General features: G+C 53.2%; 7 protein-coding genes. 1 reads left to right on the top strand and 6 read right to left on the bottom strand.

The annotated features are described in order from the left end of the window. Nucleotides 1-3: 3 nt before the first annotated feature. From BLQ88_RS25160 to BLQ88_RS25150, 3 genes are all read right to left on the bottom strand, one after another. A complete protein-coding gene (locus tag BLQ88_RS25160) occupies nucleotides 4-2,346 on the bottom strand; it encodes a GH92 family glycosyl hydrolase (protein ID WP_090155653.1) in 2,343 nt (780 codons plus the stop codon). A 74-nt stretch (nucleotides 2,347-2,420) separates the two neighbouring features. After that, a complete protein-coding gene (locus BLQ88_RS25155) occupies nucleotides 2,421-3,872 on the bottom strand; it encodes a RagB/SusD family nutrient uptake outer membrane protein (protein WP_090155651.1) in 1,452 nt (483 codons plus the stop codon). 29 nt (nucleotides 3,873-3,901) lie between these two features. Continuing rightward, nucleotides 3,902-6,970 (bottom strand): SusC/RagA family TonB-linked outer membrane protein, encoded by a 3,069-nt coding sequence (locus BLQ88_RS25150; RefSeq protein ID WP_176885093.1) that lies wholly within the window; start codon nucleotides 6,968-6,970, stop codon nucleotides 3,902-3,904. A 228-nt stretch (nucleotides 6,971-7,198) separates the two neighbouring features. Between BLQ88_RS25150 and BLQ88_RS25145 the strand changes: the two genes are divergently transcribed. Next, entirely contained in the window at nucleotides 7,199-7,831 is a 633-nt protein-coding gene (locus BLQ88_RS25145) for a response regulator (RefSeq protein WP_090155647.1), read from the top strand. On the opposite strand, the gene BLQ88_RS25140 is transcribed toward BLQ88_RS25145, so the two are convergent. From BLQ88_RS25140 to BLQ88_RS25130, 3 genes are all read right to left on the bottom strand, one after another. After that, nucleotides 7,802-10,855, bottom strand: coding sequence for a sensor histidine kinase (locus tag BLQ88_RS25140; RefSeq protein ID WP_090155645.1), 3,054 nt, complete (start codon nucleotides 10,853-10,855; stop codon nucleotides 7,802-7,804). The genes BLQ88_RS25145 and BLQ88_RS25140 overlap by 30 nt on opposite strands. Before the next feature lie 381 nt (nucleotides 10,856-11,236). Then, the gene (locus tag BLQ88_RS25135; protein ID WP_090155643.1) at nucleotides 11,237-12,178 is read right to left on the bottom strand and encodes an FAD:protein FMN transferase; all 942 of its coding nucleotides are present in this window, start codon (nucleotides 12,176-12,178) and stop codon (nucleotides 11,237-11,239) included. A 1-nt stretch (nucleotide 12,179) separates the two neighbouring features. Continuing rightward, on the bottom strand, nucleotides 12,180-14,378 hold the full coding sequence (locus tag BLQ88_RS25130) for a PepSY domain-containing protein (RefSeq protein ID WP_090155641.1): 2,199 nt from the start codon (nucleotides 14,376-14,378) through the stop codon (nucleotides 12,180-12,182). Nucleotides 14,379-14,380: the final 2 nt, after the last annotated feature.

Below are 14,380 nucleotides of genomic sequence, written 5' to 3'. Positions count from 1 at the left end.
GGATTACTGGCCAAACTCCTGGTTGGGTTTGGGCCCCATCGTCAGTTCCAGCGTACCGCCGGCGGCGATGTCGTGGTAGTCGATGAAGCATTGATTGTAGGCTTTGCCGTTGAGTTTTGCGCTCTGGATGTACACATTAGCCGGCGAATTCCCGTGCGCGATAATGGTGAATTCCTTGCCTTTCGCATAAGCCGGATCGAGGCGTACGGTCACTTTCCCGAAAACAGGGCTCGTGATCTCAAAGCGGTTTTTGCCCGGGCACACCTGGTAGAGGCCGCCCGCCGCCAGCACATACCAGGCCGACATTTGTCCCACATCCTCATTGCCTACCAGCCCTTCCACGGAGTTGTGGTAGGCCCGGCGGCAGATTTCGCGCGTCCATTTCTGTGTGAGCCAGGGCTTTCCAATTTGGTTAAACAAGAAAGGAACGTGGTGGACGGGCTCGTTGGCGTGGTTGTAATAGCCGTTCCACATCATGTTTTCGGGCACTTTTTCGAAGAAACCGGTCAGGTCTGCCGCAACTTTCTCACGGCCGCCCATCAATTCCACCATACCGGGCACATCGTGCGGCACAAACCAGCCCTGCTGGTAGGGATTGCTCTCCACGCTGCCGTAGTCGTCGGCCATGCGGCCTTTCGCGGGCCACGGCTTCCAGTTTCCCTGCGCGTCCTTCGGGCGGAACCAGCCATTCGTTTTGTCAAAAATATTACGGTAACTCTGCCCGCGCTTTTCGAAATCAGTTGCTATATCATTCTTACCCAGCGATTTGGCGAACGAGGCGGTGCACCATTCGGTATAGGCATATTCCAATGTGTTTGAAATGCCGAACGGCTCCACGGTATAGCCGCGATCGCCATTGCCGAACTGGTTGCTGGTCTGCACGGCGTACCGCAATGCTTTTTCCTTGTCGAAACGCGCAATGCCCTTGGCGCTGGCATCGGCGATGACCGATAATGCAGGGTTTCCAATCATGCATCCGCTGTACGCATTCAACAGTTCCCAGCGTTCCAGGTAGCTTTTCTTGCGTTCGTCGGCCAGCGACAGCAGCGAGTTCACCATATCATTCACCAGCCGCGGGTTAATCAGCGATTGGAGCGGAAACTGGCTCCGGAACACGTCCCAGCCACTGAAAATGGTGCGCCGCGTATATTCCGACGATTGATGCACCTTGCCATCGCCCCCCGCGAAACTGCCGTCGACATCGGCAAACATGCGCGGGTCGATCATGGTGTGGTATAGTGCGGTGTAAAAAATATGTTTCTCCTCTTCGCTGCCTCCCGACACTTTCATTGCACTCAATGCATTGTTCCAAAGGCCGGTAGCCTGCTTGTGAAGCCCGTCGAAATCCCAGCCGGTGATTTCCTTTTGCAGGTTTTTCTCCGCACCATCCATACTCACGAACGAAATGCCGGATTTGAAAAGGATCTGTTCGTCACTTTGCGTTTCATACTCGGCAAATACGCCCAGATGATCGCCTTCGAGCTCGGTAACCGAGTCCGTCACGGCCGCTTTCGCTACCTGCTCCTGGTAGCGGTCGCTCTCGATGTCCTCGCGCTTGCGTTTCCAGTCTTTCGGAATGTCGGCCTGCCAGGCACCGAGTTTTTTAAATGGTTTGCTGAACTGGGCATAAAAGTAAACCGTGTACCGCGCCTGGCCGTCGCCATTACCCCAGCCGCCGCCGTCGGGCGTGCATTCCATCCAGCCCTTGATCGTGTGATCGTCGACCACCTTCACGTACTGGCGCGTGGAAGTGCCCCCTACCCTGCGCGCGAGGTCTATCTGCACGCGCGACTGCTTGTTTTGGGGAAATGTAAAACGCAGCATTCCACTATGCGGGGCGGCGGTCATCTCGGCGCGAATGCCGTAGTCGCTCAGTGTGGCGGCGTAATAGCCTGCGGAAGCTTTTTCATCTTCTTTGGCATACTTCGACCGGTACCCGCTGCCGGGAACTCCTTCCTTGCCTCTCGCCGTATGCAATGTGCCTGTGGTGGGCGTTACGAGGAAATTCCCAAGGTCGCCATACCAGCCGATGCCGCTCATTTGGGTAAATGCAAATCCCTCGATCGTCGTGTGCTCGTAGCTGTATCCGGAGCCGTTGTCGCCGCCGGTAATGGTGTTGGGGCTTACCTGTACGAGGCCGTACGGCGTGGTGGCGCCCGGGAAAGTTTTGCCTAACCCATGGTAAATCCCCGCCTTGCCCGTGCTGGTACTCGCGCCGATGAGCGGGTTTACATATTCGGCCGGGGCTAATTCCTGCTTTTCAGCGGTTTGAGTTTGGCCACGGTCGGTGCCGCAGGCGGTAATAAGGCCCAATGCCGTTGCCAGCGCGATAATGCGATACATCATTTTATTACAACAAATTAAAAATACCGGGACGCCGAAAAACAGCGCCCCGTATCGACAGGAAACAAATTATTGCACTAATATCCTTGATTTTGCGGCAATTTCTGGTTCACGTCGCGTTCGCGCTGCGGGAGCGGGAACAATTCGTACATCGGCTTCACATCGATGGCTTTTGCTTTCTGTACCTTCGCTGCCAGGGTGCCGGTACGGACAAGATCATACCAGCGATGCCCTTCCGCCACAAATTCCTTCCTGCGCTGATCGAGGATTTCTTCTTTTAAAGCAGCCCCAGCCAGGTTTATCTCTGCCAGTTTCGCTCTTTTACGCACCATATTGACATATTGATTGGCTGGTGCCGCATTCCCCAGCTCGGCCTGTGCTTCCGCGTAGGTCAGTAGCACGTCGGAATAACGGATGACTGGAAAATCCTGCTGAGAGTCACCCGCTACCGGCTCTGCGGTCCTATCCCAATATTTTTGAATGTAAATGTCGTTCAGTTTGATCGTCGCGCCTTTGTCATTCACAAACTCGGTCAGGAAAGTCACTTTTTTACGCGTATCCGCCTCAGCAAAAGAATTATACAAATCCTTCGTAGCCGCTTGCCAGCCTTGCGTGTTGCGAATGCCGGCAATTTCCCGCGAAAGCTCCGGCGGCAGCAAGCGCACATTGAACTGCCCGAATTCCCAGAATGAAATCGCCCCGCCGCCATCGCCGAAACTGACGGAAAACAGCGCCTCTTTGCCATTCCGGTTGGTGTGTTTGAATACATCGGCATAATTATCCCAAAGCGCATATTTGTTCGACTGGATCACTTCCAATGCTTTGGCGGACGCATTCTGAAAGTCTTTTCTGGTTAAATACACCTTCGCGAGCAGTGCCTTGGCCGCGCCGCTGGTAGCCCTGCCTTCCTGAATGGCACCATCCAGGGGCAGACCTTCCGCAGCCTGCAAGTCACTGATGATCTGCGTATAAATGGCATCCACCGTCGACACGTCGGGGTTCAGCGGTTCTTCTTCTTTGACCAGTAACGGCACATTGCCAAACATCCGCACAAGATTGAAATAGGCCAGCGCGCGCAGGAACTTCGCTTCGTTCACCAGCCGGCTCCTCAATGTCTCGTCCATATTGATCGGCGGAATGCGTTCGATCGCGATGTTGGCGAGCGTGATGGTTTTATAGTGAATGCGCCAGAGCGTGCTCACGCTGCTGTTTTCCGCATTCCAGGAAAAAGTCGACAGCTGGTCGTTGGCAATCGCGCCTTCCTGCTTGTTGATCATCTCGTCGGAAGCCAGCCCCGCCGCAATCCAGGTGGTGCTGTGGTAAATACCTTCCGGGCCCGACGACGTGGAGCCGAGGTTGGAATACACCGAGTTGACCGCCGCCGTCGCATCCTCGGCTGTCTGGTAAAACCGGTCCTGGGCGATACGGTCCTGCGGGTTTTCTTTCAGGAAATCCTCGCAGGAACTCAGCCACAGCAGCGCCGTAGCGAGCACCAGTCCGGAAGTTTTTATGATATTGAATCTTTTCATTTTTCAGTCAATGTAAAATCGTAGGAAAACTAGAATCCGAAATTGAGGCCGACGGTGTAGGTCTTGGCTTGCGGGTATCCGCCAAAGTCGACACCGACAATGTTGGTGGTACCGCCGTACGCATTGCCCTCCGGATCGTAACCGCTGTAATTGGTCACCGTCCACAGGTTGGTAGCGCTTACATAAAGACGTGCATTGCTCATTCCCAGCTTTTTAAGCACGCCGGGCGTAAAGTTGTAGCCGAGCGTAATGTTTTTCAGGCGCATATAGGAAGCATCCTCGATGAAGCGGGACGAAAACACGTTATCATTCGCGGTCGACAAAGCCCGGGCGTATTTGTTGCTCGGGTTCTGCGGCGTCCAGCGGTTCAGGCCCGCTTCGGCGAGCACATTCTGCTTTCCATTCACATTAGCGAGGTCGCCCAGGTTCTGGTTCACCATCTGGTTGCCCTGCGAGCCCTGGAAGAAAAAGGAAAGCGTGACGTTCTTGAATGTCAATGTGTTGTTTAACCCCCAGGTAAAATCAGGCTGTGCGGAACCGATGATCGTGCGGTCGAAATCGTTGATAATGCCGTCGGGCGTACCGTTCGGCCCGCTGATATCCTTGTACTTGCGGTCGCCAGCTGCGGGCGTCTGGCCTGCAATGGCCGGGCTGTTTTTCGCCTCTTCATCGGACTGGTAAATGCCGTCGAACACGTATCCGAAGAAAGTACCGATCGGCTGGCCTTCGCGGAGGATGTTACCGCCCACACCCAGGTTCACATCCCCGTTCCGTGCGAGGTTGGTGATCTGGTTACGGTTAATGGATACATTCAACGAGGTGTTCCACTGTACTTTCCCGTCCAGGTTCACCGAGTTAACGGCAATGTCGATACCGCGGTTTCGTACATTTCCGATGTTCAGGAGCGTATTTTCGAAACCGGTGGTGTATGGAATGGGCGTATCGAGCAGCAGGTCGATGGTGTTCTTATTATAGGCCTCGATCGTAAAATCGAGCCTGCCTTTCAGCACCGACAAATCGATCGCCGCATTGAGCTGATCGGTGGTTTCCCATTTCAGGTCTTTGTTGGGGTACGAAACCGGCTCACGTCCGCGAATGATTTCCTGGCCGGTGGTCGAGAAAACGCCCTGCCCGATCGCCCCGATCAATGCCAATGAGCGGTACGGCTGGATCGACTGGTTACCCGTGCGGCCGTAGCTCGCGCGGAATTTCAGGTCCTGAATGAAACCCGCCGATTTCATAAAATCCTCTTCGGTAACCTTCCAGGCGAATGCCGCAGACGGGAAGAAACCGTACTTCCGGCCTTCCGAGAATTTGGATGAACCATCGCTGCGGCCCGTGACGGTAAACAGGTATTTGTTTTTCAAAGAGTAATTCACCCGCCCGAAGTACGACAGCATACTCCACTGCAATTCGCCGTTCGAGGTTGTCTGCGGGTTTTCCGCCGAGCCGATATCATGCCACCCCGTGCGCGAATCCGGGAAACCAAAAGCGTAGGCATTTACCGATTCGTTCCGGAATTTCTGCGTTTCCAGACCAAGCAACACATTGATACTGTTGTCCTTATTGATCTGTTTGTTGTAGTTAAAAGTATTGGTATTCAGCCACGTCAGCGCTTGCAGGGTGGTTACGGAAGCTTCTCCCTTGCTGTTTTCGGTGCGTTTCAAAAAGTTGGGGCCGAAGGTGTTGGATTTGGTGTTCAATGCATCGATCCCAAAGCTCGATTTGAAAGAGAGTCCTTCCAGAATCTGGTACTCTGCGAAAACGGAACCGAGCACGCGCGAAGTGGTCGTGATCGCCTGGTATTCTCTCGCCTCCGCAATCGGGTTCGCGATCGCGTCGCGGCGGTCGTGCTGGAAAGTGTAGCCGCCTGGCCGCGACGCGTCATACACCGGCAATATCGGGTTGAACATCAATGCATTGGTGACCACACCCTGCACTACATTACCCGGGCCCGTGAGGACGCCGTTGGTCTGCATGCGGTTGTAGGCCAGGTTGGTACCTACTTTAAGTCTTTTACTGACATCCGTATCGAGATTCAGTTTAAAGGAATAGCGGTCGAAATCGGAGCCCTGTACGATCCCGTTCTGTTTGAAATACCCTCCGCCCAATGCGTAGCGCGTTTTTTCGCTTCCGCCTGCCAGTGACACCTGGTAGTTGGCGATGGATGCCTTGCGGAAAAGTTCTTTTTGCCAGTTGGTGCCCTCGCCAAAGCTGGAAGGATTGGTATAAACCGGCGCCAGCTTCGCATTGACCTGCGCTTCGTTGACGAGCTCGGCAAATTGCGTCGCATTCAACATATCCAGCGTTTTGGTGACCTGCTGCGTGCCGTAATAGGTTTCAAAATTAATGGAAGCTTTGCCTGCCTTACCCTTTTTGGTAGTGATCAAAATCACCCCGTTCGCGGCGCGGGAGCCGTAAATCGCCGTCGCGGAAGCATCTTTCAGTACCTCGATCGACTCGATATCGCTGGGGTTAATGGTCGACAGCGGGTTCAGGGACGGGCCCCGGCCGCCTGCCGACATTTCGGCGGTATTGTTATTGATCAGCATCCCGTCGATCACGTAGAGCGGCTCGCTGCTCGCGCTCACCGACGTGGTTCCGCGGATACGGATATTGGTACCGCCGCCCGGCACGCCATTGGATTGCACTACCTGTACACCCGCAGCCCGGCCCTGAAGTGCCTGATCGAATGTCGCAACCGGAACTGCTTTCAACTCGGTCGACGAAATGGAAGCGACCGAGCCAGTCAGGTCCGATTTCTTGACGGTCCCGTAACCCACGACCACGAGCTCGTCGAGGTTTTGCATGTCCTCGCTGAGCGTAACGTCTATGGTTGTACGTCCGTTGACAGGTATTTCTGCGGGCATGTACCCGATGAATGAAAACGCCAATACGCCATTAGTCTCCGAAACTTTCAATGAGTACGTTCCGTCGACATTGGTAACCGTTCCCGCGGAAGTGTTCTTCACGATAATGTTGACGCCGGGCAAGGGCTCGCCCCTCGAATCGGTGACTTTCCCGGTCACCTGCTGCTGCGCCCAGGCTTCGCCTCCAAGTAGGGCAAAAACCAGGCAAAAGTGTAAAATGCTTTTCATAGACATAGGGTATAAGATTGATCTGGGATCGATTTAATAGTAGTAAACCGATTTAGCAACAAAGTAAATCGGTTTAGCATTAAATAAAAAATTTTGGATAAAAAATTATACTCTTAGGTGAAGGCTATGGCAGTGCGACCGGATCTAAGCGGCGAAATCAAATAATCATCCAAAACCCTGCTGTGTTTGCATTGCATGGCCGCGGTAAAAATGGTATAATTGCCGACTATGAAACATATTCTCATCGCCGACGACCATTCGCTGATCCGTTCGGGGCTTCGTATGGTGCTTGACAAGATGGCGGTTAAATCAGACATCAGCGAGGCCTGGGATGCCAGCAGCGTGATGGCTAGGATGAAAGAGAAGCCGTTTGACCTGATATTGCTCGATATCCAGATGCCGGCGACGGATTCGGTGGTTTTGATGCATTGGATCCAGAGTTTTCACCCCGACACCAGAATCCTGATTGTTTCCCAAAACCCGGAAAATACCTATGGAAAACGGTATATGCAGCTTGGGGCTCATGGATTTATCAGCAAAACTGCCCCGGACGAGGAAATTATCAGGGCAATTACCCAGGTCCTCAATGGCGGCACCTACGTCAGCCCGGATCTGTCCCAGTCGATCATTCACGGGGTGTTCAACGGCGGGTCGGCCAACCCTTTCGATCAACTTTCGCAACGGGAGTTCCAGGTGGTGATATGCCTTGCCAAAGGGTACCCGATGAACGAGATTTCGGAAATGCTGCAAGTGCAATATTCCACAGCGCACACGCATAAGCGCCGCGCGTTCGAGAAGCTCAATATCGAAGACAACAAGGAACTTGCGATACTAGCGGGCGCCTACGACCTGCTCAGCTAGGTTTTGCGACAGCTCCGGGCCATTTACACTTCCCTGTAAGCGCAGCGTGACGGACGTCCCCGCGCCGCGCTCGCTCTGCACGTTCAGATTGGCGTCGAGACGGTTGGCAAAATCGATGATCATCTGGTAACCGAGCCGGCTGTTGCGCTCGATACCCGCCGCCGTGGATGCCTGCGCGATCCGGTCGTGAATCCTTTTCAGCACTGGCTCGCTCATCCCATTGCCCGTGTCGGCAATCGTAAGGGTCACATACTCGTCCGCTTGCCCGCTTGCGGATATGCTGATATCACACCCGCGCGAATGCTTGTTGGCATTGTCGATGATGTTGCGAAGAATTACTTTCAAAAGCGCACGGTCGGTGTGCAGCGTATACTGCCCATGGGCAGGAAATGTGAGCCTGTTGTCGTTCGCGTCGAGCATTTCCTGGAAAAACAGCCGTAACTCCTCCAAGAGGTCACCGAGCGGGAATGAAGTTTTGTTAACCGAAAAACCTTGCGTAAAAGACGAAGCCCAGAGATTGAACTCTTCGGCGAACTGGTACAATTGGTCGGCGGTGTTTTTGATCTCGCTACTGGTGCGTTCAATGCCGTCGAAATTATCCCGCTGCACGTTGTCGCGCAAGTGCCCCGTAACTTTTGACAGGAAGTAGAGCGGCGATTTGAGGTCGTGGGCAATCGATACTGTGAGCTTTTCCATCAATTTGCTTTGGTATGCGAGTTCCCGGGTACGGTCCTTCACCTCCGTTTCGAGTCGGTTGCGCTGGCGAAGAAGGTACCGGTACCGCATTTTGATGAACACCACGATGGCGGCAATGACAAAAGCGACAATAAGCAGGTAAAACAACCAGGTTTGGTAGAAAAACGGCATTACCACCAAGGGTAACCCCGCCATGATGTAATTACCGGTACCAAACCCTCCCTCCTTCCTCAGCCGAAGCTTGTAGCTTCCGTATTGCAGGGTGTTCAGTACAATGCGGTTGTTTTCGGGCAAGGGATACCAACGGTCGTCCAGGCCTTCTACATTGTACTGGATATTCAGATTGTTGGGATTTCCGAAGTAGGGCGATGAGACGGTCAGTTCCAGCCTCTTGAATGAAGGGGCTATTTGCAGGAGCGCTTGTCTGCCTGCCGGTGCGCCGTCGAGCATTACCTGTTCAATGAAGATTTTGCTTGTCGGAAGCACCGTTTTAATGCTATCGGGATGAAAAACGACTACGCCGTTCATCGACGGAAATGCAAACCGGCCGCTGGCCATCCGCAATGCGCTGGGCGAACAGCCTCCATTGAATTCCGTCGTTTTCAGACCGGTTTCTTTTCCGTAGTAATGATGATACACCTGCTTCGATTTGCCGGAAGCATAATCGTACAAGTCATTAAGGGCGCATTGAAAAAGGCCATTGTTGGTGCTCATCCAGATAAATCCTCGTTGGTCTTCAAGAAAACCGTGGACCATTCTGAGATGGTGGGCCGGGTCTTCGGGCATCTTTGTAAAACGGCCATTATGGAAAAGGAAATACCCTTGTCCGTAACTGCCCAGCCAGAGGTTTCCTTTTTTATCGCGGTATACGGTTCTCAGTTCAATATTGTCAAATTCATGGTAAATGCGCTGTTTCCCGTGCTTCACGTCGATCCACATACACAAGCCCCTACCCACGAGCCAGAACGTCTGGTTCCCCAGCGGGATGAAGCTCTGGATATTCTTGCCTGTCACACCCTTCAATGCGTAACGAACGAACTTTCCATCTTTTAATCGTCCAAAATAAGTCAGCCCCTGATTGAGCCAGATCGTTCCGTTTTCGTCCTCGTTGATACCAGTGAGCACTTCTTGGAGCGGTATGTCTCGCAACGCACGTAGCTTTTCGTCTGTTTCATAGAGTGTCAAACCGTTGGCATACCAATAATGGCGGTTACGGTCGCGCAGCACGGCATGCCTGTCAAAGCCCTCATACCCGGCCAAAGCCACCGGACTTCCCGGCAGTTCACCGATCGGGGAAAACACCTGGTCGTCGCCGTACGGTGCCAGTGCATAGAATGCGTCTCCAAATGCGGCATCCTTACCGAACGACCGCATATTTTGTTTACGAAAAACAAACAAACCCTGTGTATTGGCCCCTACGATCAATAGCCCCTGCTCCGGGTAATACCGCATGCAGGTGATGTACGACACATTTTTGATGGTAATAAGATGGTGGCATTTCAACTTCCCGCCAACCAGGCTTACTTCATAAATAGCACCATCCAGGTTGAGCAGCGTCTGATGCTCCTGCTTAAAAAATGCGACGGAATTTAAATTCACCAGTGATTTTTCAGCTGGAAAAGAGACCGGAACCTTTTGCCTTGTCTCCACGCCATTGGAGTCGATCAGGGCTACCTCGCCATTTCTAAGAACATGGCAAAGTTTGTTTCCGACAACGCCGACGGTCAGTCCCTTGGGCCTTGGGAAATCCTGGATTTGCGCCCACTGCACCTTTTTGTTTGAGACATAGCCAATTTTATACTTCCACGCAATGAATCCCTTGCCCTCGCCAACCGGGTGAAAAGCAAAGTGAAGCGGCTCCATAAGACTTTTGGCTACGACCTCGCTTGTGCCCGGAATCAGCTCACCCATATCCAGCTCATTAAAGTCTATAAGGGTCCCGACGGTCGTAGTGATGAGGCCATCTATCCTTTTTGGTTCTGAGAACCCTTTTTCGTGGCTGTGGAACGACGCTCTGTAAAGGTCGTCCATACAATAGATATTGCCGTCACTGCCTTTGCCGAGGGTCGTATACCGGTTACTTACAAGTGCAGAATTATAGTTATCGAATACCCGGAAACGCTGGCCATCATACCGCACAAGCCCAGCCTGGGTAGCCAGCCAGAGAAACCCGTCCTTATCGACCTCCGCAAACATGATACTGTTTTGCGGCAGGCCGTTGTCGCTGTTGAAATGGGTCATCGCCCAGGGACCGCTATCCTGCGCAGGCAAGGATAAGGGCAGTAAATAAACAATGCTAAACAGAAAAGACAGGTGCAAGATTCTCATACGGAGGCTTAATCGCGCCCGGCCCCGGGCGCACAGTCAGCAACAAGCTAACTGTGTTTGACTAGAACTAAAAGCAAAGTAATGTAAGAATAATTTTATTCAAATAGTAAAGTTTGTACTAATACTTCGCTTTTAATTTTACAATAGCTTCGAGACCCCGAATCGACCTCTGTGACAGCCAATTAGGCATTTACCAAAAAAATTTACAAATGAAAAAGCATTAAGTTCTGGCTGGTCTTCTTATACGCGGAAGCTGCACGCATCCTGGCCGACGGTCGTGTTGATATCGGCACTCTGCCAGGGGGAAAGCTGCATGTCAGCTAATCCGGCGCAGCTTCTGTGCCGGTAACTTCAAACATTTGATAGGTAGTGAAATTGAGGTCATTTAAACAGGCATCGGTATTGCCTGTAACGTTTCATCAGCTTGCGGCCCTCACGTGACCCGACGACCATTATGGAAGTACTGAGAAAATTGGCGAATTCGGCGCTCGGCCCTGTGACCGTCACGCTCGTCAGTTCCGATGACGGATAGCCCGTCCGGGGATCGATGATGTGCGAATACCGCTTCCCGTCGATTTCTGCATACTTCTCGTAGCTTCCCGAGGTAGCCACCGCACCCGTCCGAATTTTGAGAACTTTAAGCATCCCTCCCCCTTTGAACGGGTTTCTGATCCCAATTGCCCATGGCTCGCCGCCGGGCTGTGCTCCCCAGGCCGCGAGGTCGCCGGAGGCATTCACAATGCCGCCGGTAATGCCGCCGGATTGCAGGAGTTCACGGCATTTGTCGGCCGCATAACCTTTCCCGATGGAACCGAAACCGATTTTCATGCCTGGCTTGGCCAGGTAAATGGTGGAATGAATGCTATCGAGGACAATATGCCTGTATCCGACGTTCGCGACGGATCGTCGGATGGCTGCGGAATCGGGCAGGGCGGTCATGCTGCCGTCGTAGCGCCAGAGCCGGTCCATGGCCGCAATGCTGACGTCGAATGCGCCACCGGTCAGCTTGGCGTAACGAACGGCCCGCTGCGTGAGCCCGAATACTTCCCTATCGACCTTCACGGGCCTTAATCCGGCGTTTCTGTTTACTTCCGAAACCTGCGTACCGGGCCGCCATTCGGAGATCAGGTCTTCGATCCGGCTGATTTCCGTCTCCGCCCGGTCGATCGCGGCATTGGCGAGCGCCGAGTCTTCCGCTACCACGGTAATATCGAACAGCGAGCCCATCAGCGTCATCGGACGCTTCATCATTACCTGGGCGATGCCGGGTATGGAAAATGCCAGCATCAACAGGACAGTCAGGATCGGAATTGACTTGCCCATTTCAGTAACAGTCGGTCAGAACCTGGTTGCGGGCTTTGTAAAAGTCAAGGCATTGCCCGTTTTCCGATACACAAAGCGTGTTCAGCAACGCTTCCACATCGTGCTGCATTCGAAGCGAACCACAAATCATGATCACGCCGCCGGTAGCCAACAGCGCGGTGAAATAGGCTGCGTCGCGCGTGATCAAATCCATCACGTACTGGGGCTCCTTCCCACGCGAAAAGGCAAAATGCAGCATTTCCAACCGATTTTGCTCAGTTTGAAGCGCCGCAAACTGCCGGTATTGCGCCGTTAGCTCGTTGTCGTGGCGGAACCCCGCGTACATACTCACGGGCACGCCGGCGCGGTTGTCCATGACCATACCCAGGAACGGCGCAATGCCCGTGCCGTTGGCAATCATGACCACGGCGGGTGCCTTTTGCGGGAAATGGAATGCCGGATTGGGCATAATGCGCGCTTTCACCTTGCTATTCGGTTCGAGCTGGTAGAGGTAGCCGGAACCCAGGCCGTTTTCGTAGAGTTTCACCATCAGCTGGATCATGCCGTCATTCCGTCCTATCGAATAAAAACGCTCGCGGCTGTCCGAGGCGGGGTAAATGGCCAGCAAGTCGCCCGACTGGAAACCATTGCGCGACTCGGGTGCCAGCGTGATTTTAAATGTAGCATTGTCCGCACTTACCAGCGTTTTCTCCACCACTTTAAGGCTTCTCAGGCCCGTTTGTTTGGTCGTGTACACCGCCGGGGCTGTCGCCAGGGCTGTCAGCGAATGCTCGCTCCACGCGTGTACCCATTTCACAAATTCTTCCGGCGATTTGTCGTTCACCGTATGCAACCCCAGGTAACGCGTCGCCCACGGCTGTTTTTCAAGCAATTGATCCACTTCGTTTGCAAATGCACAAAAATCAGAATAAGCCTTTGATCCAAAACCTATTACACTGAATGCAACTTGCTGCTGCTGCTTTATTTTTTCAACCAGACTGTTAAAATGCGTCGCATTGGCGGGCGGGCTGCCGAGGCCGTAGGTGGAGGTAAAAATCAGGAGGTGTTCGGCCTGCGGGTAAGGTTGGTACTGGTTCATTTCGGCGAGGAAGGAACGTTTGCCGTCGGCGAGCAACTGCTGGTGGATCTGGTTGGCAAAAAATAGCGTGCTGCCGTTTTCAGTGCCGACCAGTATTACTATCTCCGCATTCCCGGCTTTGAATTTGTTCCTGATCTTCGTCCGCGTCCGCTTCCAGGTCATCACAAAACCGGTGTAGATGAATGCGAGGATATTCAACGAAGCAAAACCGAGCACGATAGCCCAAACGACGCTGGTGCGGCCGGTATGGAGGTCGAGGCTTAATTTTTCCCAGACAATGGCCTTGCCGAATGCAGCCTGCTCCACAACAGCCCCGGTGATCTGGCTCACGGTAAGCACCTTGTCCCGCATTTTAAGCACATAATACTCTTCCGGGTCGTCTTCCAGCAGCGGAAATTCGACCTTTTCTACATCGGCCAGTCTGGTTTTTTGAAATACAGGAAATTTACTTTTATCGAGCGGTGCGGCATCGGCGGGTTGTTCCGACACTACCGGCTCTTCTTCGCTGGCATTCATCACGCCAATGCGGACCATAAACAGGTAAGTCCCGGTGAGGGAAATCACCAGGATGGGAATGAGGAACAGCCTGCCGCTGACGACGTGGAAATACTGGGAGAAAAAATCGCGGTTAATTTTCGCAAAAAAGTGGCGCACGCCCTGCTGCCGCTTCAAAATGAGCACGGCGCCGCTGATGGTGATCAGGAATAGTAAAAAGGAAACGACGCCCACCGCAATGCGCCCCGTTTCCTTTAAAAATAACGAACGGTGTAATGCAATGTTCCACTGGATAAATTCGCTTTTCGGCACCACCGGCCCCAGCACCTTGCCATTGCGCGGATCGATGTAGGCTTTCACGTGCCCGCCGTCCGCATCCGTAGCATCAATGGTGACGAACTGGTTGTGATCGACGGACAATTCGATGATTTCGGGATACACCTTTTGCAATGCGGGAATGCATGCCGCCAGGGTAATGTCGTCGATCTGCTCAATGCGGTAAGAGGGCATCTTTTCATTCACCGCATCGAACGCGAGGATGACGCCCGTTACCGAAAGGATGACCAGGAAAAGTGTTGAAACAAAAGCCAGTGCCAAATGTGCATACCGCCAGATAGAGAGGGTCATCG

Source organism: Dyadobacter soli (assembly GCF_900101885.1).
Classification (GTDB): Bacteria; Bacteroidota; Bacteroidia; order Cytophagales; family Spirosomataceae; genus Dyadobacter; species Dyadobacter soli.
This window is presented reverse-complemented; position numbering and strand designations above follow the sequence as displayed.